At 40.9% G+C, this 24,805-nt stretch carries 25 protein-coding genes; 18 read left to right on the top strand and 7 right to left on the bottom strand.

Annotation, left to right across the window (positions count from 1 at the left end):
* The first annotated feature begins 44 nt into the window (after positions 1–44).
* The 3 genes from HFD85_RS09350 to HFD85_RS09340 are packed head-to-tail and all read left to right on the top strand — an operon-like array spanning position 45 to position 4,385.
* Positions 45–1,826 carry an L-fucose isomerase gene (locus HFD85_RS09350; protein WP_206081928.1) on the top strand — a complete coding sequence of 594 codons (1,782 nt, stop codon included), beginning with the start codon at positions 45–47 and terminating at the stop codon, positions 1,824–1,826.
* Between the two features lie 50 nt (positions 1,827–1,876).
* On the top strand, positions 1,877–2,875 hold the full coding sequence (locus HFD85_RS09345; RefSeq protein WP_167608144.1) for a GntR family transcriptional regulator: 999 nt from the start codon (positions 1,877–1,879) through the stop codon (positions 2,873–2,875).
* 10 nt (positions 2,876–2,885) lie between these two features.
* Entirely contained in the window at positions 2,886–4,385 is a 1,500-nt protein-coding gene (locus HFD85_RS09340) for a TolB family protein (protein WP_167608142.1), read from the top strand.
* Between the two features lie 81 nt (positions 4,386–4,466).
* Here HFD85_RS09340 and HFD85_RS09335 read toward each other — a convergent pair whose 3' ends face one another.
* On the bottom strand, positions 4,467–5,021 hold the full coding sequence (locus tag HFD85_RS09335) for an HD domain-containing protein (protein ID WP_167608139.1): 555 nt from the start codon (positions 5,019–5,021) through the stop codon (positions 4,467–4,469).
* Between the two features lie 88 nt (positions 5,022–5,109).
* Between HFD85_RS09335 and HFD85_RS09330 the strand changes: the two genes are divergently transcribed.
* The 4 genes from HFD85_RS09330 (at position 5,110) to HFD85_RS09315 (ending at position 8,733) form a co-directional block, all read left to right on the top strand.
* Positions 5,110–5,568, top strand: coding sequence for a CYTH domain-containing protein (locus tag HFD85_RS09330; protein WP_167608136.1), 459 nt, complete (start codon positions 5,110–5,112; stop codon positions 5,566–5,568).
* A 122-nt stretch (positions 5,569–5,690) separates the two neighbouring features.
* Complete coding sequence (locus HFD85_RS09325; RefSeq protein WP_167608134.1) at positions 5,691–7,688, top strand: DUF3078 domain-containing protein; 1,998 nt, start codon at positions 5,691–5,693, stop codon at positions 7,686–7,688.
* A 185-nt stretch (positions 7,689–7,873) separates the two neighbouring features.
* Positions 7,874–8,248, top strand: a complete 375-nt coding sequence (locus HFD85_RS09320) for an SRPBCC domain-containing protein (RefSeq protein ID WP_167608131.1) — start codon at positions 7,874–7,876, stop codon at positions 8,246–8,248.
* Complete coding sequence (locus HFD85_RS09315; protein WP_167608128.1) at positions 8,248–8,733, top strand: cupin domain-containing protein; 486 nt, start codon at positions 8,248–8,250, stop codon at positions 8,731–8,733. Before HFD85_RS09320 ends, HFD85_RS09315 begins: the two co-directional genes overlap by 1 nt.
* Positions 8,734–8,739: 6 nt before the next feature.
* On the opposite strand, the gene HFD85_RS09310 is transcribed toward HFD85_RS09315, so the two are convergent.
* Positions 8,740–9,216 carry a DUF4268 domain-containing protein gene (locus tag HFD85_RS09310; RefSeq protein WP_167608126.1) on the bottom strand — a complete coding sequence of 159 codons (477 nt, stop codon included), beginning with the start codon at positions 9,214–9,216 and terminating at the stop codon, positions 8,740–8,742.
* A 56-nt stretch (positions 9,217–9,272) separates the two neighbouring features.
* Between HFD85_RS09310 and HFD85_RS09305 the strand changes: the two genes are divergently transcribed.
* The 4 genes from HFD85_RS09305 to HFD85_RS09290 all read left to right on the top strand — a co-directional run bounded on the left by HFD85_RS09305 (position 9,273) and on the right by HFD85_RS09290 (position 16,157).
* Complete coding sequence (locus HFD85_RS09305; RefSeq protein ID WP_167608123.1) at positions 9,273–10,163, top strand: M23 family metallopeptidase; 891 nt, start codon at positions 9,273–9,275, stop codon at positions 10,161–10,163.
* Between the two features lie 392 nt (positions 10,164–10,555).
* Positions 10,556–13,756 (top strand): SusC/RagA family TonB-linked outer membrane protein, encoded by a 3,201-nt coding sequence (locus tag HFD85_RS09300; RefSeq protein WP_167608120.1) that lies wholly within the window; start codon positions 10,556–10,558, stop codon positions 13,754–13,756.
* Positions 13,757–13,782: 26 nt separating this feature from the next.
* Complete coding sequence (locus HFD85_RS09295; RefSeq protein WP_206081927.1) at positions 13,783–15,291, top strand: RagB/SusD family nutrient uptake outer membrane protein; 1,509 nt, start codon at positions 13,783–13,785, stop codon at positions 15,289–15,291.
* A 26-nt stretch (positions 15,292–15,317) separates the two neighbouring features.
* Positions 15,318–16,157, top strand: coding sequence for a DUF4843 domain-containing protein (locus HFD85_RS09290; protein ID WP_167608117.1), 840 nt, complete (start codon positions 15,318–15,320; stop codon positions 16,155–16,157).
* A 269-nt stretch (positions 16,158–16,426) separates the two neighbouring features.
* Here the strand turns inward: HFD85_RS09290 and HFD85_RS09285 are convergent, their stop codons facing one another.
* Positions 16,427–17,092 (bottom strand): porin family protein, encoded by a 666-nt coding sequence (locus tag HFD85_RS09285; protein ID WP_167608114.1) that lies wholly within the window; start codon positions 17,090–17,092, stop codon positions 16,427–16,429.
* Between the two features lie 69 nt (positions 17,093–17,161).
* Positions 17,162–17,740 (bottom strand): TetR/AcrR family transcriptional regulator, encoded by a 579-nt coding sequence (locus HFD85_RS09280; RefSeq protein WP_167608111.1) that lies wholly within the window; start codon positions 17,738–17,740, stop codon positions 17,162–17,164.
* Between the two features lie 181 nt (positions 17,741–17,921).
* Between HFD85_RS09280 and HFD85_RS09275 the strand changes: the two genes are divergently transcribed.
* Positions 17,922–18,560: a DUF2490 domain-containing protein gene (locus tag HFD85_RS09275; RefSeq protein ID WP_167608108.1), complete on the top strand. Its 639-nt coding sequence runs from the start codon at positions 17,922–17,924 to the stop codon at positions 18,558–18,560.
* An 84-nt stretch (positions 18,561–18,644) separates the two neighbouring features.
* Positions 18,645–19,043, top strand: a complete 399-nt coding sequence (locus tag HFD85_RS09270; protein ID WP_167608106.1) for a DUF4890 domain-containing protein — start codon at positions 18,645–18,647, stop codon at positions 19,041–19,043.
* Between the two features lie 76 nt (positions 19,044–19,119).
* Here the strand turns inward: HFD85_RS09270 and ribH are convergent, their stop codons facing one another.
* Together ribH and HFD85_RS09260 are read right to left on the bottom strand one after the other, a co-directional pair.
* On the bottom strand, positions 19,120–19,608 hold the full coding sequence (gene ribH, locus HFD85_RS09265; RefSeq protein WP_167608103.1) for a 6,7-dimethyl-8-ribityllumazine synthase: 489 nt from the start codon (positions 19,606–19,608) through the stop codon (positions 19,120–19,122).
* Positions 19,609–19,738: 130 nt separating this feature from the next.
* A complete protein-coding gene (locus HFD85_RS09260) occupies positions 19,739–20,425 on the bottom strand; it encodes a tetratricopeptide repeat protein (RefSeq protein ID WP_167608100.1) in 687 nt (228 codons plus the stop codon).
* A gap of 181 nt (positions 20,426–20,606) precedes the next feature.
* Here HFD85_RS09260 and recF point away from each other — a divergent pair, with 181 nt between their 5' ends.
* On the top strand, positions 20,607–21,713 hold the full coding sequence (recF, locus tag HFD85_RS09255) for a DNA replication/repair protein RecF (RefSeq protein ID WP_167608097.1): 1,107 nt from the start codon (positions 20,607–20,609) through the stop codon (positions 21,711–21,713).
* Entirely contained in the window at positions 21,710–22,000 is a 291-nt protein-coding gene (locus tag HFD85_RS09250; protein WP_167608094.1) for a DciA family protein, read from the top strand. The genes recF and HFD85_RS09250 overlap by 4 nt, the downstream gene beginning before the upstream one ends.
* Positions 22,001–22,007: 7 nt before the next feature.
* On the opposite strand, the gene HFD85_RS09245 is transcribed toward HFD85_RS09250, so the two are convergent.
* Positions 22,008–22,427 carry a nucleoside-diphosphate kinase gene (locus HFD85_RS09245; protein ID WP_167608091.1) on the bottom strand — a complete coding sequence of 140 codons (420 nt, stop codon included), beginning with the start codon at positions 22,425–22,427 and terminating at the stop codon, positions 22,008–22,010.
* 107 nt (positions 22,428–22,534) lie between these two features.
* Between HFD85_RS09245 and HFD85_RS09240 the strand changes: the two genes are divergently transcribed.
* The 3 genes from HFD85_RS09240 to HFD85_RS09230 all read left to right on the top strand — a co-directional run bounded on the left by HFD85_RS09240 (position 22,535) and on the right by HFD85_RS09230 (position 24,793).
* Positions 22,535–23,563 carry a DHH family phosphoesterase gene (locus HFD85_RS09240; RefSeq protein ID WP_167608088.1) on the top strand — a complete coding sequence of 343 codons (1,029 nt, stop codon included), beginning with the start codon at positions 22,535–22,537 and terminating at the stop codon, positions 23,561–23,563.
* Positions 23,564–23,696: 133 nt separating this feature from the next.
* A complete protein-coding gene (locus HFD85_RS09235; RefSeq protein WP_167608085.1) occupies positions 23,697–24,209 on the top strand; it encodes an FKBP-type peptidyl-prolyl cis-trans isomerase in 513 nt (170 codons plus the stop codon).
* 56 nt (positions 24,210–24,265) lie between these two features.
* Positions 24,266–24,793 carry an FKBP-type peptidyl-prolyl cis-trans isomerase gene (locus HFD85_RS09230; RefSeq protein WP_167608082.1) on the top strand — a complete coding sequence of 176 codons (528 nt, stop codon included), beginning with the start codon at positions 24,266–24,268 and terminating at the stop codon, positions 24,791–24,793.
* Positions 24,794–24,805 lie beyond the last annotated feature (12 nt).

Here is a 24,805-nt window from a genome sequence, read left to right as displayed (position 1 = left end):
TGTTTGAGTGGTAAATATTCAAAACAACACAAATATTATTAACGATGGCTAATAGATTAATTGGAAGACTACCTAAGGTAGGAATTCGCCCGGTAATCGACGGGCGTGAGAGAGGAGTTCGTGAATCACTGGAGATTCAAACCATGAATATGGCAAAGAATGCTGCTCGTTTGATCGAGGAAAATCTGCGTTTCCCGGGAGGAGAAAAAGTAGAATGCGTGATAGCCGATACAACCATTGGCGGAGTAGCTGAAGCTGCACTCTGTGCCGATAAATTTGCCGCCGAAGGCGTTGGCGTTTCCTTAACTGTTACACCTTGCTGGTGCTACGGTACCGAAGTTATGGATGCTACACCAATGATCCCAAAAGCAGTTTGGGGATTTAACGGAACCGAGCGTCCCGGAGCGGTTTACCTGGCGGCTGCGCTGGCAGGCTACACTCAAAAGGGGTTCCCGACTTTCGGTATTTATGGCCGCGATGTGCAGGATTCGAACGACGAAACCATTCCGGAAGATGTTTCGGAGAAAATTCTGCGTTTTGTAAAATCGGCATTGGCAGTGGCTCAAATGAAAGGTAAATCGTACCTCTCGCTTGGATACACTTCAATGGGTATCGCCGGATCGATGGTAAATCCCGATTTCTTCCAGGATTACCTCGGAATGCGTACCGAGTTTGTTGACATGACCGAAGTAAAACGTCGTTTGGATCAGGAAATTTACGATAAAGAAGAATTCGAAAAAGCATTAGCCTGGACAAAAGAGAACATTGTTGAAGGAGATGATTATAATGCTCCTGAAGTTCAATCGGACCGCGCACGAAAAGATTGGGAATGGGAGACGGTAGTTAAAATGACACTGATCATGCGCGACCTGATGATCGGTAACCCAAAACTCAGGGAAGCCGGATTTGGTGAAGAAGCGAACGGTCACAATGCCATAGCAGGCGGTTTCCAGGGACAGCGCCAGTGGACTGATTATTACCCGAACGGAGACTATTCTGAAACTATTTTAAACACTTCGTTCGACTGGAACGGAATTCGTGAAGCTTTTGTATTTGCTACTGAAAACGACAGTTTAAATGCAGTGCCAATGTTGTTTGGCCACTTGCTGACCAATACCGCTCAGATTTTCTCTGATGTTCGCACGTATTGGAGCCCGGATGCAGTTAAGCGCGTTACCGGTAAAGAACTGACCGGCTTAGCAAAAGACGGAATTATACATCTGATCAATTCCGGATCGACCACAATGGATGCCACCGGCCAACAAAAAGATGCTGATGGTAATTCAGTTATGAAACCTTACTGGGACATTACTAATGAGGATGTTGATGCCTGTTTGAAAAATACCCGTTTTTGCCCGGCCGATATTGGTTATTTTCGTGGCGGAGGTTTCTCCAGCCAATTTAAAACCAGTGGACAAATGCCGGTAACAATGAGTCGTGTAAATCTGGTAAAAGGGCAGGGGCCTGTATTGCAAATAGCCGAAGGTTTTACGGTTGATATCGAAGATGAAGTGCACAAAATTCTGGACGAGCGTACCAATCCAACCTGGCCAACAACCTGGTTTGTGCCGAAATTAACAGGAAAAGGTGCTTTTAAAGACGTGTATTCGGTGATGGCGAACTGGGGAGCAAATCATGGTGCAATCAGTTACGGACACATCGGTGCCGACCTGATTACGCTGGCTTCTATTTTGCGCATTCCGGTTTGTATGCACAATGTTGAAGATGACCAGATTTTCAGACCAAGTGCATGGAATGCTTTTGGAGAAGACAAAGAAGGTTCGGATTACCGCGCTTGTGCTAATTTTGGACCTATTTACGGATAAAAATCAGGGGTGTCATTCAGTATTTGGGTGACACCCTTTTTATATTTAAGATGACTGAAAAGCGAATTATCATTGATGACACTGCGGGACAAACAAAGCTTCAGCAGTTGGTGCATTCCATTTCGGAATCCATAGCAAACGGCACACTCAAAAACGGCGACATGCTGCCATCGGTGAATCAGCTGAGCAGCGAGAGTGGTTTTTCGCGCGATACGGTTTTTAAGGCTTATACCATTTTAAAACAACGAAACCTGATTGAATCGGCGCCTACAAAAGGCTATTTCGTAGCCGGCGATTCGTTTAAGGTGATGATGTTGCTCGATGATTTTAGTGCTTTTAAGGAACAGTTGTACCAATCGTTTCGTCAGAATCTGCCCGATTCCTATTCTGTCGATCTTTTGTTTCACCACTACAACGAAGAATTATTTACGCAGCTGATCGAGAACAGCCTGGGGCGCTACAGCATGTATGTGGTAATGAATATCGATGAAACTGCCATTCATCCGGTGCTTCAGAAGATCGATCCGAACAAGCTGCTCATTCTTGATATGGGAACTCCCGAAGACGGCAAAATGAACTACCTGCTTCAGGATTTTGACCAGTCGCTGGTAAATTGCCTGGAAGAGGGAAGCGACCGGCTTAAAAAATATTCAGGCATGGTGCTGGTTTATGATGAGAACAGCACTCCACATCCTTCCGCGATACTTCTTGCAGTGCAAGGTTTTTGCGCCAAACATTCCCTCGAATTCAAACGGATCAGTCAAATAAAATCCGGTGAAATTGCATCTAACACTGTTTATTTTGTGGTGAGGGATTCCGACCTGGTAACGGTTATCAAAACCTGCCGTTCAAAGAACCTTAAATTGGGTGAAGACGTTGGCGTACTTTCGTATAACGATACCCCGATGAAACAAATCGTTGGTGGTGGTATAAGCGTAATTTCTACCGATTTTGAAGAGATGGGCCGTGAAGCTGCCGAATTTGTTAAAAACAAACAGAAAATTGCTAAAATCTTGAAGACTTCGTTAATTTTACGTGATTCTATGTAAATCCAACGTAATGAAACGACTAAACCAGGTAGTTTTCTTTTTGATCATTTCGATCTTTTCATTTTCATCCCTAAAAGCTCAAAACTTGAATACTGATTTTTCCTCCATTGCCATCGGGAATCCAACCTTGCAGGGTAATACCATTTATCACAGCGAGTTACAAGTATTTACGCTAAAAGGAGCCGGCGAGAACATGTGGTTCGACAGCGACCAGTTTTGGTTTGTTTTCAAAAAGATAAAGGGCGATTTTATTTTTTCGGCCAATGTTGAATTTGTGGGCGAAGGTGTGAATCCGCACCGGAAGCTGGGTTTAATGGCCCGATCGGATTCCGATGCCAACTCGGCTTACGTTGATGTTTGTGTTCACGGCGATGGATTAACCGGAATGCAGTTTCGCGGGCAGAAAGGCGAGAATACCGATGAATTCAAATCGAATGTAAACGCACCCCAATTTATTCAACTCGAAAGAAAAGAAAATACCTACATCGCTCGCATTTCAAAAGACCGGCAACCGCTGGTAAAAGTGGCCGAGAAAGCTTTTAATCTTGGTGAAGAAGTGTCGATCGGGATGTTTATTTGCTCACACGATGCAAGTGTTTTTGAAGCCGCAAAATTCAGCAATGTTCGGATTGAAGTTCCGGCTGCAGAAGGTGTGAATGGTTATGAGGAGCCATCGCCAAGCCGGCTCGAAATACTGGAAGTGGCAACAGGTTTCCGTAAGCTGATCTACGAAACCAGGGATCATATTGAGGCTCCCAACTGGTCGCGCGACGGGAAATTCCTGATTTATAACTCGGGCGGTAAACTTTATAAATTTGATGCAGAAGTAATGAAACCGGAGGAAATCAATACCGGTTTTGCGCAATCGAATAATAACGATCACGGAATTTCTTTCGACGGAAAAACACTGGCGATAAGCAATCATGTGGAAGAAAACGGAGGCAATTATTCGATCGTTTTTACCGTTCCGATTGAAGGTGGAACGCCGAAGCGAATTACCGAAAAAGGTCCTTCGTACTGGCATGGCTGGTCGCCCGACGGAAAATGGCTATCCTACTGTGCCGAGCGCAACGGAAATTACGATGTGTATAAAATTCCGGCTGATGGAGGGGAGGAAATTCGCCTGACAACCGCCGAAGGACTTGACGACGGACCTGAATATTCGCCGGATGGCAAACACATTTATTTCAATTCAACCCGAACCGGAATGATGCAGATCTGGCGTATGAAACCCGATGGTTCGGAGCAGGAACAGGTAACTTTCGATAATTACCAGAACTGGTTTGCACATCCTTCGCCTGACAGAAAGTGGCTGATCATGATTTCTTATCCTCCTGAAGTGCCGGCGGCTTCGCATCCACATAACGAACGTGTAATGCTTCGTTTAATGCCAGTTGATGGTGGCGATATTAAAGTTGTTGCCTTTTTGTACGGTGGACAGGGAACGATTAACGTTCCTTCGTGGAGCCCCGATTCAAGGAAAGTGGCCTTTGTTTCGTACACGTATTAAATAAGTGAAACGGGTTGGATATGCGGGCAACCACGTCAAAATAAAGCACTAAATCCTGCAGTTAAAAACCGCAGGTCCTGATTATAGTCCAAGCTCGTCGCTGATTTCGCTCATAGCATTTACCGAAAGTTCGGCAAACTCATGAATCGGAATTCCAATTTCCTCACATTCCAGAATATTTTCGCGTTTTACCGAAGCCGCAAAAGCTTTTTGCTTCATGCGTTTGGTTACCGATTTGGCTTTTACGCTTGCCAGTTTTTTATCGGGATAAACCAGAGTTGTTGCGGTAACCAGCCCGGTAATGGTTTCACCGGCAGCCAGCGCATGCTGAAATTTTGTGGTTCTGGGCAGGCCGGTGGCCATTTCGTTATGCATAACAATGGCGTCAAGCATTTCGTCGCTGACTTTTCCTTTTAGCAGATTTTCGGCATAAGGGCCGTGAGTATGCGGATCGGCATTGGTAATTTCCACATCAATATCGTGCAACAGACCGGCCAGTCCGTATTCATCTTCGCTTTCGCCCAAACGGCGCGCAATTGCCCGCATTACGGCCTCTGAAGCCAGACAGTGTTTACGCATGTTTTCAGCCTTAATATGCTCATTCAGTAATAGTAGCGCTTCTTCTCTCGAAATCATGGTTGCGATTTTAGTTTGCTTAAAAATAGTAATAAATTTGTGCCTTCTGATTTTAAAGTCAGGCATTTAAAATTTCATAAATACCAATATGGTTGAGATCGAACGAAAATTTCTGGTTGACATAAATAAATGGCATCCGGCTACGGAAGGACACAAAATTATTCAGGGCTATCTTTCCACCGATAAAAATCGGGTAGTCAGAGTGAGGGTGAAAGGCGATAACGCTTATCTGACAATAAAAGGCGAGAGCAAGGGTATAAGCCGCACCGAGCTGGAATATGAGATTCCGTTTAACGATGCAAAAATCTTACTCGAAATGTGTGTTGATTTTCCGGTTGAAAAAATAAGATACGTGCAGGAATTCGAAGGAAAAGTCTGGGAAATTGATGTGTTTGAAAATGTGAATGAAGGCCTTGTTATGGCTGAAGTGGAACTGCAGGACGAAAAAGAAGAAATTGTATTGCCTCACTGGATTTCAAAAGAAGTAAGCGACGACAAACGTTATTTTAATGCCTGGCTGGCAAAGCATCCTTATTCAACTTGGTAAAGTTTTTGTACATACGCTCCACTTTATTAAGATGAAATTGTTAATTGATGCTTACTTTCGGAGAAAAACGATATAACATAAATGATAATTTTGCGTTTGTTGAAAAAGCTAAAAACAGAAACATGATTCAAACAAAAATAAGAACAATTTTAGTTGCTCTTTTTTTCGTTACTCTTATTCACCCAACATTTGCACAACAAAATCAAGCAGATTCAGCCGATAAAGAAATGCTGGATAACGGCATTGAAATTCTGCGAACCTATTTTCTGGAAAACAGGAACTGGAAAATTATTGATCCGGAGCTTCGTTCAGATATTCGCAGCCTGATTAATTTCTTTGAAGATACGCCGCTTGATACCGTTCTTACGCAGCTCGACCGCAAGCAAAAGGCTGATACCTTGTACGTATACCGTTTGCCCGAGAATGTGGAAGACAGTCTTAACGTACCAGGTTACATACCGGCAGATGAAGTCAAAAGAAACATCGAACAAATAGGGATCAGTCTGCAGGCAGAAGTGCAGCAGAATCCGATTCCCGTTCCCGATCAGGTGATTGAAAATGCCAAATTGATGGCGCCAATCGTTCCTAAAGATAAAGGCAGGATGCTTTTTTCGGATGGAATTTATGCCTTCCCCGACAGTTTAATTATCCCGGAAGTGATACCGGATAGTATTTTAAATTCGCCGGAAGAATTTGAACGTCTTGTAAAAATCGATAGTTTAAGGAATAACTATGTCGAGGAAAAAAGACTGGCCTACAACGATTCAGTTACCAACGAAACCGTGAATCAAATAACGCGGGATTATCGTCAGCGGATGTTCGAGCAGCAGTTGCAGTTCAGAACAACTCGATACCGCGATGATGTAGAACTCAATAATTACAGGGTTTTGCGTGCGTACAACGATCGGGTTATCATGAATGTGAACGATACGATTAAAGCGGTAATTGATTTGTTAACCTCGTACGCCGATTTTATTGATACTACCAAAATCAGGCTAATTAACCTCGATGGCAATTCAACCGACATCACCTTGCAAAACAATACTACACGTTTTGCTAAAATGTGGCTCAAAAACGAACAGAACGATTCGCTGCAACTGGTACTGAAATCGACCGATAAAAAAGGTGTTCAGCTACTGGTTAGTGATGGAGTCTCATTTCACCGGTTTTCGGAACGGCAGACCAAAGATTTCGACTTCGAGAGTTTAAAAGGAGAGCAATCGAGATTCTCGAAAATTAATAAACCTTATAGCGTTGAAACGCCCTGGTTGTTAAATGGCGAAGGTGCGGTGGGGTTCACTCAAACCTACTATGAAAACTGGAAAAAAGGGGGTGAAAGTGCTCTCGCGTTGTTATTTAGTTTGAAAGGATCGGCCAATTATTCCAGTAAAGGCGGAAGAATTAAATGGGAAAATTCGGGTGAAATTCGAAATGGCTGGTTACAGCCGGGCGGAGAAGGTTCGGAATTAAAGAAGAACGACGATAAATTCGAAATTACATCGCGTTTTGGTTTACGTGCACACAAAAAGTGGTACTATAGTTCTGAGTTCAACTTCAATACACAATTCTTTCGGGGTTATAAGTATCCAAAAGCAAATAATCCCGATCCGATCTCGGCTTTTCTTGCACCGGCTAAAACGTATTTTAAACTGGGTATGGATTACAAGCCTAACAACGATTTCTCGTTGTTCATTTCTCCAATAACAGTGAAGAATGTTTTTGTGCGTGATACTGCTTTAATTGATCAGACAAAATTTGGAGTTGATGCAGAAAAGAAAGCATTTTGGGAGCCGGGTTTAAATGCTGAATTCAAGTACAGAAAGAATCTAACGCCCACCATCAACTGGGAAACCAAATACAAGATGTTTGTGAATTACCAGGATCCGTTTAAAAAGTTGGACATTGATTGGGAAAACAACCTCAAAATTCAGCTTACTGACTACATTAACATGAGAATGATGCTGCATATGGTTTATGATGACGATGTGCTCTTCCCAGTGTATGACGATGACGGAAATAAAGTGGGAGAAAAAGCCAAACTTCAGATCAAGGAATTTATAACTGTGGGATTTAATTATACCATCAACCGGAAAGTTACGCGAACCAGGCGGATAAGATAAGCGGTTGATAAGATGGTAGAAATTGACGGCACAACTGTTCAAAATTAAAAGGCGATGTGTTACTTTTGAATAAATGCAAATTGTTTGCATTATTATTTTCGCATTAAAAGTAAGTTCAACACGATTACCGATGAAACCGGGACGGATTCGATTTGATACCGTTGAAAACAAACAATATTAATCAGATGAAAGACATAAAACGCTATTACACCATTAAAGCCGATCCGGCTGATGTTTACAACGCGCTTACAAACCAGAAAATGCTGGAGATATGGACGGGTGAAGATGTGGTGATGAAAGCTGAGGCGGGCACCGAATTTTCGCTTTGGAATGGCAGTATCAGCGGTAAAAACCTGGAACTGGAACCCAATACCAAAATCGTTCAGCAATGGTATTTTGGCGAAGAAGAAGCTTCGGTTGTAACCATTAAACTTCACCCGCATAAAAAGGGTACCAGTGTTGAATTGCACCATACGAACATTCCGGATGAAGCCTTCGAGAATATTTCAGATGGCTGGGACGAAGATTATTTTGGGGCATTAAATGAATTGTTTATCTAATGACCCAATCGGCTAAGTTTTGGATCGATAACTTGCAGCTTGAACAACATCCTGAAGGAGCGTGGTTTAAGGAGATTTATCGCTCGGAACAGCTTGTAAATACTCCGGCCGGAGAACGTAATGCCGGCACTTCAATTTATTTCTTGTTAGAGGGAAATGATTTTTCAGCTTTTCACCGTATAAAATCTGACGAAATCTGGCATTATTATGAAGGGACAAGTGCCATCGAAATTCTGTGGATACAAAATAGCGAACTCCATTCCAGATTGCTTGGAAAAAATGCTGAGAAAGGGGAGTGCTTCCAGGTTGTTGTTCCGAAAGACTGCTGGTTTGCGGCCCGTTTGCCTGCGAATACCGGTTTTGCGTTGGTTGGATGTACCGTTGCTCCGGGATTTCATTTTGATGATTTTGAACTGGCCGATGCCACAATTTTGCAGCAGTTTTCTGAATTGACGCCAATTCTTGAGCCACTGATCAGAAAATAGCTGTTTTTAGTTCTGGCTTTTCAGTTCTTCAATAAGCAAGTCTCTTATCATCAGGAAATTGTCTTCCAGCTTTGCCATATTTTCAATATAAAAGCTGAAAATTTCGGGCCACTGGTTTTGACGGTGCAGGTCAACACCCTCGAGTACAGTATATATTCTACAAATTTGTTTTTTGCTGTCTTCGCGTTCATGGAAGAATTCCCAGGTTAATCCATCTTCGAATCCTTCCTCCATAATTACTTTATAACGCTCGAGAAATTCATAAGCTTTAAAACGCTGGTTTTCATTTCTGCTGCCAAGCTCCAATATCACCTTTGCATTTTTTCGGCCTGCTTCAAAGCGAAAGGCAACATCTTTAACTTTGGTACGATGCAGCATCCATTTTCGCTTTTTATGACGAAGCTCGGGATGAACATCGCAAAACTGGCCAAATTTTGTCCAGAAATTTATGTTGAGTTGCTTGAGTTCTTCTTTCGAATACATTCGTCAAAATTAATACGAATTAATTTCTACATTTGAATTTGTAACGAAAATTCGATATGAGAAAACTACTATTAACATCCTTAACTATATTTTATTGTTTTGTTTTATCCGCTCAATCGGTTGAAGTACAGGCCGATTATAATTCGGCAGGCGACTGTGTTTTTTCAGCATACAACAATTCGAAAGTTCCGGTGTTTCTGCATCTGAAATTTGGCGACCTGCAAAATACCAGTTTTTCCGAACCTGTCCCTTATGTAAAACAACTTACACCCGGTTTTAACGACCTGTTTACACTGTTGCGTTACGAGGGTGAAGATGTACCGCGGTTCAATTACGAAATTAAAATGTTCCGCTCAAACCCGCTGGCTAAAATCGATTTCGATTTTCCATATTTAATTCCCTTGCAAGAAGGGAAAACAGCCATGTTTTTTGATGTGGAAAGTATTGACGGTTTTTGGGGACAAGGCAAATTAAGTTCGTGGACCGCAGTTGGCTTTCGGGTTGAACCCGGAGAAGACGTAATTGCCAGCCGAAACGGGATTGTTGTTGAAATTGTAGGAGCCGAAAGGAAGGGAGATGCCGCTTCATGGTACAATACCTGGACGAATGCAGTAACGGTGTTGCAGCCCGACGGTACTTTGCTCTGCTATCATAACCTTACCGTGGATGAAAAGAGCTTAAAACCTGGCGATAAAATATATGCAGGGCAAATATTGGGTCAGGTTATACAAGGAGCTAGTGATTTGGTGCTTTTAATGTATTATACCTCATTGTTTTCGGACGACCCAAAGTTTATCATCCCCAAATTTATTCACGACGATGGTAAGACAGATATTTTAAATTCAAGTACTCCTTATGTTGTTACTCATCCTTACGAAGTGAGAGCACTGGAAATGACCAAAAAAGAACAACGCCAGGTGCTTGGTAAAAACCTTAAAAGTCAGTAGTTATCATAATTTTGAGATCCTTAATCTGTTCAATTATTAAGATTTTGTTTACCGGATTACGATCTAAGATGGGTCTTGATTTAAACTCCGGTTGTGCATTCATCGGTAGTCTTTTGGGGTATCAAAAAAATTGATCAATCATTTATCTCATTTATCAAAATCTTTTTGTTAAGAAAAGAATTTAAGTGTAATGGACAGAATTTCAGGGTTGTGTGTTTGTTTTGAGGTATTGCTTTAAAAAGTATGGTCGCTTGGTGCTTTTATAAAATGCACTTCAAATTCATTGAAATTAGTATGTTAATTCGATGTGAAAAAATGTTAAAGATTGAATTTTTTACTATTTTAGTCAGCTTTTAAATGAGTGAGTAAGTTATTAAATTAAATTATTATCTATGAAAAAAATTGCGCTTATGCTCATGAGCATAGCCCTTTTTGGGGTGCTTGTGGTTGAAGCCCAGGTAAAAAGTATCAGCGGAACAGTTACGAGTTCCGAAGATGGTTTAGGGGTGCCTGGGGTTTCGGTAGTTGTTAAAGGTACAACTATCGGTACGGTTACAAACATCGATGGTGTTTATAACTTAAATGTACCTGAAGATGGAGAAACTCTGATTTTTTCATTTGTAGGTATGAAAACAATGGAACTTCCGATCGAAGGGTCTGTAGTTAATGCAGTTCTCGATCCGGATGTAATTGGTGTTGACGAGGTTGTGGTAGTAGGGTATGGAACAGCAACTCGCCAATCTTTCGTTGGTTCGGCAAAAGCTATTAAAAGCGAGAACATTAAAAGCAAATCTATTTCTAACGTTTCACAATCACTTTCCGGAGAGGTAGCTGGTGTAAACGTTATTAATACTTCAGGACAGCCGGGATCGACTGCTACTGTTCGTATCCGTGGTTTTGGATCTGTTAACGGTAACCGCGATCCGCTTTATGTTTTGGATGGTGTTCCTTATTCAGGTGCACTTAACGCGATTAACCCGAACGATATTGAATCAACAACAATTCTTAAAGATGCTACGGCAACAGCTATTTATGGTTCGCGCGGAGCAAACGGAGTAATTTTAATTACAACCAAGTCGGGCCGCGAAGGTGATGCAATTATTGAAGCGGATGTAAAAGTTGGTGTTAACGTTAGTGGCTTACCTCGTTACAATACCATTAAATCTCCTGAAGATTACATCGGTCTTTCGTGGGAAGCCATGTATAACAGGGGTGTAATTGCAAATGCAAGCGATCCGGTTGCCTATGCCAATGCCAATCTGTTTTCAGGATCAGGAATCGACCCGAAATACAACATGTGGAAAGGTAGCGTTAGCGACTTGATTGATCCTGAAACCCGTCAGGTAAGAGATGGTGTAACCAGAAAATATGATCCGGAAAACTGGGAAGATTACGGTTTTCAGAATTCAAACAGAACAGAAACTAACCTCACTTTCAGAGGTGGATCGGAAAAAACAAAATACTTTACCTCTTTTGGTTATTTGAAAGATGTTGGTTACATCATTAACTCTGATTTCCAAAGGTATAATGCAACCATTAACCTTCAGTCTGAAATCAGACCATGGTTAACTAGTTCGGCACAAATGGGTTATGCCATTACCGAAACAAACAACAACGGCCAGACTTCTGACTCGGGAAGTATCTTCTGGTTTGTAGATAATCTTCCTTCAATTTTCCCATTATTCCTGAGAGATGAAAATGGTGCCTATGTTGAAGATCCGATTTTTGGCGGACACCAGTACGATTATGGTGTAGGACGTTCGTTTGGCGCATTGACCAACTCAGTTGCAGATGCTCATTACGATAGGAGTTATACCAAACGTAACCAGGCAACCGGTAATTTCAGCCTGAACATCAAATTTATGGAGGGTCTTACACTGGAAAATACTTTCGGTGCGCAATATTACATGAGCAAATACACCAGCCTGAATAATCCGTTCTACGGTTCGGCAGCAGGTCAGGGAGGATATGTTTATAAGAGCAACAACGAAATGTTTACTTATAACTTATTAAACCTGCTTCGCTTTAAAAAGCAATTTGGCGACCACAGTGTAGAAGCATTGGCAGCTCATGAAGCAAATATGTGGCAAATCAAAAACGCAACTGCCCAGAAATCGAAAATGGTTCATCCTGATGTCGATGACCTGAATAACTTTGTTATAGTTGCTGCTCCGCCAACTTCTTATACGAGGGATGTACGTTTGGAAAGTTATTTCGGACAGGTTAATTACAATTACCTGAATCGTTATTATTTATCAGCGACAATTCGTAGAGACGGTTCTTCGCGCTTTATTGGCGACAATAAGTGGGACACTTTTGGTTCGTTAGGTGCATCATGGGTATTGTCGGAAGAATCATTTATGAATGATTTTGCCTGGCTTGATTATTTCAAATTTAAAGCAAGTTACGGACTTGTTGGGGAGCAACAAGGTGTTGGAATCTATCCGGCCCTGAATACTTTCAATGTTAGTAACCTGAACGACGAAATCTCTATTTCGGCGAACGATATCGGTAACCCTGATTTGACCTGGGAAACTTCGAAAATGTTCTCTACAGGTGTCGAGTTTGCCATTGGCCGTTATTTCGATGGTAATATCGATTACTACATCAAAAATACGGATAACCTGATTTTTGAAAGAAGGGTAGGTCCTTCGGTTGGTTATGCCTTAATTACCGTTAATGATGGTATGTTGCGTAACCAGGGTCTTGAATTCGATTTTACCGGATACATTATCAGAAATAACGATTATAACTTAAGTGTTACTTTAAACGGTGAAGTTCCGAAAATGGAATTGCTTGAAATGCCGATCGACCCTGCAACAGGTGAACCAAAATTGCTCGATATCTCTGGGAACTATGGTCGTGCAGAAGGACATTCACCATACGATTTTTATATACGCGAATGGGCCGGTGTTGATCCTGCTGATGGTAGAGCAATGTGGTACCAACACTATTACGATGAAAACGGAAACGGTGTTGTTGACTCAGGTGAAGAAATCCCTTCACTTTTCGAATACAAACACGATAATCCGGATAATGAAATCAGTACTACGACTACAAAAACGTATGCAGACGCTACTCAGAAATATGTTGGTAAATCAATTATTCCTAAAGTACGTGGTGCTTTCAGAATTAATGCCGATGTGAAGAAGTTCAGTGTCAGCGCTCAATTCCTTTATCGATTGGGAGGATACGCTTACGATGGTGCCTACGCCGTTTTGATGAGTAACAGCGTGGTTGGTGGAAATAACTGGTCGGAAGATATCTACGATCGTTGGCAACAACCGGGCGATATTACCGACGTACCTCGTTTATCGAATAACTACGATACCAACGTAAACAGTGCTTCAACCAGGTTTATTACAAAAGCTGATTACCTGACTTTGAACAATGTTAGATTATCATACGATTTTGGTAGCCTGGTGAAAAACTATGGAATTTCTTCATTGCGCTTATTTGTAACCGGAGATAATTTGTTCCTTTTAAGTGCTCGCGACGGATTTAATCCTGGGACAGCAGAAACCGGAGCATCCAGTATGTACCGGTATTCACCACTAAGTACCTACACTGTCGGAGTTAATATTCAGTTTTAATTAGTGAAAAAAGTAAAATGAATAACATGATGAAAAAGATATATATTCTATCATTGGTTGCGGTGGCCCTGTTGGGGATCACCAGTTGTTCCGATGATTTCCTGGAAGTTCAGCCAACAGAATTTCTGTCGGAAAGCCAGATAGCTGAAGCAGCTGAAAAAAATCCTGATGTTGTTGCAGGTAGCGTTAGTGGTATCTACACCCTGATGTTTGAAACGGGAACAGGTGGCGTTGGTGGTCACGACGATTTTGGCCAAAAAGGTTATGATATTTTTAGTGACTTCCTGTCAAGTGATATGGCATTATCAATTAGTACTTACGGTTGGTACAGAAGAACTACTGAGTTTACAACTACCACCGACTTTACAAATAATGTAAACTATATGCCTTGGCGTTATTACTATCGTTTAATTCGCTCTGCAAATTCGGTTATCAACGCTTTGGGTGGAAACGATGTGGTTCCTGAACTGGAAGAAAATAAGTACCTGATGGGACAGGCAAAAGCCATTCGCGGATACTGTTATTTTTACCTGACACAGTTCTACACAACTGATTACGAGCCTACGGCAGAAATTCTTCCTATTTACACCGATCCGCAACAGGAAAACCAACCAAAAAGCACAACTGCTGATGTTTTTGCTTTAATTGAAAAGGATCTTACTGATGCGATTGATTTACTGGATAATTTTCAACGAACAGCAAAAAACGAGGTTAACAAATATGTTGCTGAAGGTTTGCTGGCGTATGCGTACGGTGTAATGGGCGGTGATAAATTGGCACAAGCCAAAGCTTTAACAAACGACATTATTACGAACGGTGGATTCGACCTGATGACAGAAGACGAAGTAGTTTACACCGGCGATCCAAGCATTGGTGGTTTCCGCGATGTTAATACCAGCGGTTGGATGTGGGGTGTAGATATTACACTTGACAATGGTTTGGACCTGGTTTCATGGTGGGGCCAAATGGACCTCTTTACTTATAGTTACCAGTGGGCAGGCGACAGAAAAGCGATTGACGAAGGACTGTTCAACCAAATTCCTGAAGACGATGTAAGGAAAGGACAGTTTTATCCTGATGCCAGCTCGGGTTACTACCTGCTGCCATACAATAAGTTTTATACTGCCGCCAGAACTGTTGGTGGACAACGTAATGTTGAAACCGACTACGTTTACATGAGGGTTGCTGAAATGTATCTTCTGAATGCCGAAGTTTCTGCAAAGTCAGGTGACGAAACTACTGCAAAAGCTCGTTTAAAAGACCTCATGAGTCTGAGGGTGCCTGATGTTACCTACATCGACGCTTTATCAGGTCAGGCTTTGCTTGATGAAATTTATCTGCAAACCAGAATTGAATTGTGGGGTGAAGGAAAAAGCTATCTGGCAATGAAACGTAATAAAGCAACTACTGTTAGGGGAGCAAACCATTTGTCGCATGTTGGTGAACAAATTCCATATAACGACGATCGTTTGACATTCGAGATTCCACAGAGTGAAATCCAGAATAACCCATATATCGACAGTGGTAATAAATAATGTTACATACCTTAAAATTCAGAAAAATGAAAAATATAAAATATATATTTCTAGTTGCACTATCTGTTTTGTTGTTTAACAGATGTGAAAACGATTTTACGGGAACTGAAGATATTAACTACATTTCTTTTGAGGTTAAAACTCCTACAGTTGTTGTTGAGCTGGGTGGATCTACGGAAGCATCGATTTCGGTTTATACAACACAGAAAACTGGTAGTGACCGCACTTTCAATGTAGAAGTTGTGGCAAGTGGTACTACTGCTGATGCGGCAGTTTATACCATACCGTCAACAGTTACTGTACCAGCCAATTCAAACGAAGGCGTTCTGACGTTCACATGCCAGGATAATAACCTTAGTGAAGATCCGGTTACAATAGCGTTGAAAATAAGCGAGAGTGATGGTTTATTTACCGGAAATACGGCTTCTATCACTGTTCAGAAGCATTGTTCGCTCGATCTTAACGATTTTGTTGGAACTTATTCAGGCGATACTCCTTGGGGAGCAACTCAAGTTGAAACCACCATGGAGGGAGGTAAGTTGTACATTACCGGTGTTGGCGTTGCATTCCTTACAGGTTACTGGGGTGAAGTAATTACTTCAATGGAAGCTTTACCGGTAACTGTGGATATGGAAACCGGCGATTTTACCATCGCACAGGCCGCGTATGTTACTACAACTTACAATGGCGATCCACAAGCTACCTATTTTTTAAGCGGATATGGTAATCTAAATGCATGTTCAGGTACGATGTATTTGTATTACGATTTTGCTCAACCTGATTACGGTATCAGTTCTTATGTTGACCATCCTGATATTGGTGGTGGCGATCAAAGTCTATTTACCGAGATTATTACTGTTCAGTAAATACTGATTGTAAAATACAAGAAAGGGTTGCATGAATGCAACCCTTTTTTTTTCGCAAAGTCTCGTAGTGCAATAATTGGTTATCAGGGGTAGAATCAATTATTATTAACTCACCCTGATTGTGCCTACGACACAATCGTCCCTCTCTGCTCGCAGAGAGGGAATGAGGGAGAGTCTGCATAAAATTGTAAGGCTTTCATTCCTGTTGGTGATTCTCTGGAATCATGATTGTCTTTTGGTCAATTCCAATCAGTCCTATTAATAGCAAATTAAAATACATAGCCCACACTTATAAAACCTGCCTTATTCTGAACATCGTTAGTGTTTTTGTAAACTTCGCTTAATCCCATGTCGTAATTCATCGAGACCTGAATAGTGTTTCCTTTAAATACCGGAAACGACACGCCAGATGTAAAACGTAAGCCAAAATCAACCTTGTTGGCATTATAGATAATGTCGCTGGTGAGATTACTGCTTTTGCTTTCCGCATCGAGCAGGTAAGCCAAATAGGGGCCGGCTGCAAAAAACACTTTTTGTCCCTTTTTAAATCCGACTTTTTCTCCGGCCGAGAATTCGAGCTGAAGCGGTATTTCCAAGTACTGAGAGGATGTATTTAACTGACTTTCATTGAAAGTTGGCTTACCCCGCTTCATAAAATAATCGAGACCGCTTTGAAGTGCTAGTCCTTCGCTAAAAATATACTTCCCGCTAACACCAACTCCGTAACTTGGTTTTAAATCGTTATTGTCAAACAGGTTGAATAATTGTGATTGAGTAGACGCACCGCCAAAAATCCGGACGCCAAATTCGGTTTGAGCCTGTGCGAGCTGGCTTGTTCCCAAACCGAACAGGCTTAATAATGCAAAGGTGAGCACTACCTTTTGCCTGGAGAGTTTGATTGGATTAACCTGATTTTGTTCTGTTTTCTGTTTCATGGTATCATTTTTAATAATTGTATAAATTGAATAAATATCTAAAATGTTCGAATAATTGTGCAAAATTTTTTACGTACATATTCCAAAAAAGATCATATTAATAACATCGTTTATTTTTTTTTCGAATTCGATATCAGTTTCCGGAGTTTGAAGCAAAGGCATTTCAAAACCGATCATCGCAGTTAGCAATGCATTACTTAAAAACTCAATGTTTACTACCTTAAATTCCTTTTTTTCAATTCCGGTTTGCAGTATTTGCCCAATTTCATTGAGCTCCCAGTAACGGTACTTATTTCTGATTTTTTCAATAAAGGAAAAGGTAAGTAACAGATCGTCGTTAAGCGCCTGATAAAGGTTGCCTTTGGCTGCAAAACGTTTCATACGATGTAGAATGTACTGGCGAAGTTTATCCCGGGCACTTTCGTACTGCGCTATCACCTGGTAAATTTCTTCTTTTAAGAGCGAAGCTTCATGCTCTACTACGGCTTCAAAAACCTCTTCTTTGTTTTTGAAATAGTAGTACAGCGAACTTTTTCCTTTTCCTGCGGCAAATGCAATGTCATCCATCGTAGTTTTCTTAAAACCGTAACGATCAAAAGTTTCGTTTGCAGCCTTGATAAAATTTATTCGTGTTTTATTATTTGCCATTTTCGACGAATTTGTTCTAAACGTACAAATTTATGTATTTTTCTGAATTACCAGTACGAATACATTGCAAGCTTCGGTAATTATTTAACAAAGATGGCATAAAGTAAATATTCAATTAAAGTTAAGCATGTTAACATCATCGTTACGTTAACATAAGCAACAATTTTTACTTTTGCAGAATATGTCAAGGTTGGTACTCTTCATATTGCTATTTGTCTGTTTCCAAGTTTCGGCTCAGCGTAAGTTTGAAATTTGGAACAAGAATCAGCTAACAAACAAAATCAATGAAAGGATTTTGGTTAAGGTGGCTCAGAAAGTGCAATATGCCACAAAAAGTTCGAACCTGGATGTGGCCTACGGAGAGGCTTATGTTGGCGACCGACCCAGAAACTGGCTGGAATACGGGATCGGATTTCGGCTGGCCAAAATACAACCGGTAAACAATGTTTGGATAACCGAGAACCGGACTATGTTTTACGCCAATTTATCGCAACCGGTTAAGGATTTCAAATTCACGCTTAGTAACCGGATTGAATACCGTGCTTTTGAGCAACTCGAGGATCATTTTCGTTACCGACAGTCGTTAAAATTGCAATGTCCGAAGCTGGTTTCGTGGGGACTGCAATTTTATACTTCCGAAGAATCGTATATAAAGCTCAACGGAGCCGGTACACACCTCTGGCGTTTATATGGTGGCCTTGATGCTTACAGTCGCAAAAACTTTAAGCTATCGGCTTATTACGGCTTACAGAAGTCGAAACTTATTGGACACTGGATCGATTCTGACATTATGGGTATTAACCTGTCATTTTCCATTTAATTTTTCATACCGTTATTAAACCTTTTTTTATCGTCTGTGTCAAAGCATCGATAGTATTGATTAATGATACATAATTTTAATAAGATGAAGAAAGCAGCCTTAATGTTAATTGCAGTTTTTGCACTATCATTTGCAACAATGGCTCAAAACCAGGGGCCCAGAAATTTCGATCCGAAAGAAATGGCCAAACGTCAGACTGAAGAGTTAACCGAGCAACTTGATCTGAATAAAGACCAGCAAAAAAAGGTTCTCGAATTGAACGAGAAGTACGGCAATAAAATGTCCGAAATGCGTGACGATATGAGAAACGGAGGAGGAGATCGTGAAGCAATGCGCGAAAAGATGACTAAAATGCGCGAGGAGCAGAATAAAGAAATGAAGAAGATCCTCACTGAAGATCAATACAAGAAATACGAAAAATACCTGGAAGAAAGACGTTCACGAAGGGGACAGGGTGGACCTGGTGGTTCCGGTCAAAGATAAAATCATACAGTAGTATGGTTTAGTTTAGTTAGTGTATGAGAGGGCTGCAGTTGTGCAGCCCTTTTTTTATTGTAGCCTATTTTGTAAACGAGTTTTTAAGATCAACCATTTTAATAGCGGTAATTGCAGCTTCGTCGCCTTTATTGCCCAGTTTACCTCCGGCACGATCGAGTGCCTGTTGTTCATTATTGGTGGTAAGTACCCCAAAAATAAAAGGCTTGTTGTATTTCAGGTTTAGGTCTTTGGTTCCCTGTGTAACGCCTTCGCAAATGTAATCGAAATGCCGTGTTTCGCCCTGGATAACACAACCCAGTAAAATTACTGCATCTACATTATCCATTTCGGCAAAATACTGGCCACCCAATGGTAACTCAAAAGTCCCGGGAACATATTTCACTGTAATGTTTTCCTCGCTTGCATCGTGTTTTATTAGTGTGTCAACTGCACCTTGTGCCAATGCCGAAGTGATCTCCCAATTCCACTCAGCCACTACAATTCCAAAGCGCATATTTGCCGCCGATGGTACCGAGTTGTAATCGTATGCCGATAAATCTTTTGTTGCCATTTTGTTCTATTTTTTGAGGTTAATCCGTTAACACGGAAAACTTAATTTCAATCGTGTTCATTAAGGGGCCGGTTTATACCAATAAAAAACCCCTCGTAAAGAGGGGTTAATTTATTGAATTTTATTCAACTTATCCAAGTTTAATTTTTGCGCGTGCAATGTAGCGGTCAACATTTGTTGCTTCAGCCGACTCAGGATACTTGGTTTTAATATCCTGGTAAATTTTAATCGCACTTTCCAGTTCGTCCATGGTTTCGAGCAGTTTTGCTGCTTTCATCATGTAAACCGGTGCAGTAAGTTGGTTGTCCGACATGGCGAACGCTTTCTTGTAGTGTTTTAAGGCAGTTTCGCTTTCGCCTAATTCAAGGTAAGCATCGCCTTTTGCACCTTCTGCAACCGGAGCCAACAATAAATCATCGGTTTTAAAACTATTCAGATAATCCAACGCTTCTTCGTACTGACCTAAATGCAGGTAAGAAATACCTAAATAATAGTCAGCCAGATTGGCTGCTTTGGTAATTCCATAGTCGTCAACGATATCTAAAAATCCCAAATAGTTACCATCGCCGTTGATAGCCAGGTTGAAAGAGTCTTTTTCGAAATAATCAATTGCCATAAACATTTGCGAGCTGGCTTCTTCCTGTTTTGGTTGCAGGTAAAACTTGTTAAATCCAAGGTATCCGGCAACAACCAAAACTAAGGCACCAACAACATAACTGATTATTTTCTGGTTATCTTCAATAAACTGTTCGGTTTTGGTCAACGCACTTTCAAGTTCCTGTAAATTATCAACTTGTTCAGATTTTTTCTTAGCCATCTTATTCTTTTTCGAAATTGTGCCGCAAAAATAGTTTTTTTTTCAAAACTGCTTAAGCGAACTTCCTTTTATTTTGAGGAATAATCAACATTAACTTGTTAATCGCTGCTTTTTACCAACATTTCTGAAAAATGCAGCCATTTTTAATAGTTTTGTAGCTGTTTAAACAACACCGTGAAGCATGCATATTGAAGAAATTTCAATAGTAAATTTTAAAAATTTGAACGAAGTAAAGGTCGATTTTTCGCCAAGGCTGAATTGCTTTATCGGGAAAAATGGGGCAGGTAAAACCAACATGCTCGATGCCATTTATTACCTTTCGTTTTGTAAAAGCTTTTTTAACGCCAGCGATCAGCTGAACATCAACCACAACGAAAGTTTTTTTATGCTGAACGGATTGTATCACCGGATGGATTCGAGCGAAAATATTTCGTGCGGGATTCAGCAGGGGCAAAAAAAACAGTTTAAACGAAACACCAAACCGTACAAAAAATTACAAGAGCATATTGGTTTGTTGCCGCTAGTGATGATCTCGCCTTCCGACAGTGAACTGATACTGGGCGGCAGCGACGAACGTCGTAAGTTTATGGACGGTGTAATTTCGCAGTATAACCAAAATTACCTCGACGATTTGCTGAAGTACAACCGGGCGCTGTTGCAACGAAACAATTTGTTGAAGCAATTTGCTGCCGATCGTTATTTCGATCAGGAGTTACTGTCAATCTGGGACGAGCAGCTGATTGAGTACGGTTCACGGATTCATGAGCAACGAGCACTTTTTGTTGAAAAGCTGATTCCCGTTTTTCAGCGTTACTACACATTTATTTCGCAGGGGAATGAACAAGTCGGTCTCGTGCATTATTCCGACTTGTACAAAAACGATCTGCAAAACTTATTGCGCGAAGCTTTGCAAAAAGACAGGGTGGCGCAGTATACCACTGTTGGTATTCACAAAGATGATCTGCTATTGAATTTGGGCGAGTACCCCATAAAGAAACTGGGATCTCAGGGGCAGAAAAAAACTTACCTGGTAGCGCTTAAAATGGCGCAATTCGAGTTTATAAAAGAGATTTCGGGACAAAAACCCATTCTTTTACTCGATGATATTTTTGACAAGCTCGATCAGCATCGGGTTGAGCAAATTATCAGCACGGTGGCGGGCGAACAGTTTGGTCAGATTTTTATTACCGATACCAATCGCGAACATCTCGACTCGATTATCAAAAAATTGCACTCAGATTTTCGTATTTTTAATGTTGAAAACGGACTGGTAAAACTTGCCCAATGAGAAGAAGCAATACACAATCGTTAAGCGATGTGCTTAAAGAATACATCGAGCAAAACCGCATTGAAAGTAAACTGAAAGAAGTGGATGTGGTTGAAGGCTGGGAAAACTTATTGGGTAAAACCATTGCGCATTATACCCGGAACATTTATATCCGCAATAAAATCCTTTATGTTGAAATCAGTTCAGCCGTAGTAAAAAACGAGCTTTTTCTGATGCGGGAGGAAATTTGCCGCCGGATAAATGAGAACGCCGGCGGCGAAATTATCCATCGCATAGTTTTCAAATAATTTATTTTTAAAACCGCTCTGTCTTCGAGAAAAAGAAGTCGGCCTCAATGTTGGCATTTTCGTCGCTGTCGGAGCCATGCACTGCATTTTCGGTCATGTTCGTAGCATAAAGCTTCCGAATAGTTCCTTCGGCTGCGGTTTCCGGATTGGTGCTCCCAATCAGCGTACGGTAATCTTCCACTGCATTTTCTTTTTCAAGAATGGCCGCTACAATCGGGCCCGAACACATAAAGTTAACCAGTTTTTCGAAAAACGGTTTTCCTTTGTGTACAGCATAAAATTCTTCGGCTTGTTCTTTGCAAAGTTTGATCAGTTTCATCCCCCTGATCTCAAAACCTGCTTCGTTTATCATATGTAGAATTGAGCCGGTGTGATTTGCTTTTACCGCTGTCGGTTTAATCATCGTGAAGGTTATGTTACCTGCCATATTTCATATTTTAGTTAGTTAAAATGCAATAATAACAAAAATAGGTTTATTAAAACCGCCCTCACGGTGAAGAATTTGTATATTTGTCCCTTCAAAAAAACAAAGCTTTGAAAAATACTGAAATACAGACTTTTAGTTCAATAAAAAATATTCTGAAAGCGGCTTCGAAGATCAGTATCGTACCGCATGAAAATCCTGACGGAGATGCAATTGGGTCGGCATTGGGATTGGGGCAGGCCCTGAAAAACATGGGTAAAGAAGTGGCAGTAATCCCGGTAAACGATTACCCCGATTTTTTAAAATGGTTTTCGGCTGATGTTCCGGTGTTGGTATACGAAAGGGACAAAAAAGCAGCAAAATCAGCACTGTTCGAATCTGATGTTTTGATTTGTGTTGATTTTAACGAAGAGAAACGTGCCGGGCATCTCGAAAAAATGATTCACAGTTTTGGTAAAACAAAAATTCTGATCGACCATCATCCGTACCCAACTGATTTCTGTCATCACACAGTTTCCGAAACACAGTACAGTTCAACTGCAGAGCTGGTGTTTGATGTTCTGGCAGAAGTTGAGATGACATCATTTATCGACAAAAGGGCAGCTGAAGCTTTGTACACAGGAATACTGACCGATACTGGCGGTTTTAGCCACAATACTTCCAAAAATACGTTCAGGGTAGTTTCCGAATTACTGGAATACGACATTGAGACAGACAAAATACAATCGTCGGTATTTCACAATTTCTCACCCGACCGGATGAAACTGCTGGGTTATAGTTTGAATGATAAAATGGTAGTATTTCCCGAATACAGGGCTGCTTACATCAGTCTTACGAAAGATGAGCTTAAACAATTCAATTTCAAACCGGGCGATACCGAAGGATTTGTAAATTACCCGCTTTCGATCAACAATATTGTTTTTAGCGCGCTGTTTATCGAAAAAGACGAATATGTAAAAGCCTCATTCCGCTCGAAGGGAAATTTTCCGGCTAATGCATTTTCGCGCGATAACTTTAATGGTGGCGGGCATTTGAATGCTGCCGGAGGAGAATCATTTTTAAATTTTGAAGAAACAATTAAAAAGTTCACGCAACTTTTACCACAGTATAAACATCAGTTATTGGATACGATAATTTAGAATGGGGTAGTTTAACTACAATATTCCGAATGTTAATTATAGACTGATTGAACATGAATTTTGCGAAAATTTCGCTCACTCATTTATTAGGAAATGCAAAATTCGTGTTCGTTAAACAAATGTATTTAAGAAAATGAAACTAGTTACAAAAATTTTAACGCTGGCATTTGCCGGTTTGTTCGCGGTGTCGTGTTTGGAAAGCGGTACAGGAGATGTTGTAGAGAGGACCGAAGCAATGGAGCTCGCTGAGCTGAGTACTTACCTCGATACATTGGAGAATAGAGGGGTTGATGTAGATACTACTGACATTGGTGTGTATTATGTGGTTGATTCGTTGGGAACGGGGCCTTTCCCGCACACCGGCGACACTTGCGTTGTAAACTACGAAGGATATACGCTTGGCGGCTATTTATTCGATGCCTCTTCGTTACACAGCGAAGACGGAAAGTATGAATTTGTTCTCGAAAATCCACCAATGATAACCGGTTGGGACAATGGAATGAAAAAAATAAACGAAGGTTCAATTGTTTATTTAATCATTCCTTCGGAGTTTGCATATGGCGCTTATGGCGCATATCCGGCAATCGGACCATATGAAACGTTGATTTTTGCCATAGAAATGGTGGAAATTAAGCAAGCTTATTAAATTTGCATGCTGAATACTTCAAACGAAGACCATAAAAGCAATTAAAGAATTAACAGATGAAGAAGATACTGTCAGGATTACTTTTTATTTCAGGTTTGGCACTGTTGTTTTCATGTAGCGACGGAATTGACTATGAAAAAATAAGACGAGAGGAACTTGCGAACCTTAAGTTGTACATTGACAAGGTACATCCGGGAGCCGAACCAACCGCGTCAGGGCTTTATTATTTTAATGAAGAAGGCACCGGTCACGGCGATACCATTAAACTTGGCGACCAGGTTCAGATTTATTATGCTACCTGGGCGTTATATGATGGTACTGACAGTGTATTGGTTGATCAAACCAATGGTTATCTTCTTGGGCATCGTTACGAACCTTACAAATTTATCCCGGGAGCCGGTACTTCAATTGCCGGTCTCGAAGAAGCAATTACCTATATGCAACCCGGTACACGTTCGCACCTGGTGATAAATTCTGAATTGGCTTATGGGCAAAATGGATCAACTTCGGGAGGTATCGGAATGTTTCAAACCATTTTAATGGAAGTGGAGGTTTACAAAGTAATTCCTCGGGAAACTGAATAATCTGTTTTGTTC

Origin of the sequence: Maribellus sediminis, from assembly GCF_011799805.1 — a bacterium.
Classification (GTDB): domain Bacteria; phylum Bacteroidota; class Bacteroidia; order Bacteroidales; family Prolixibacteraceae; genus Draconibacterium; species Draconibacterium sediminis_A.
This window is presented reverse-complemented; position numbering and strand designations above follow the sequence as displayed.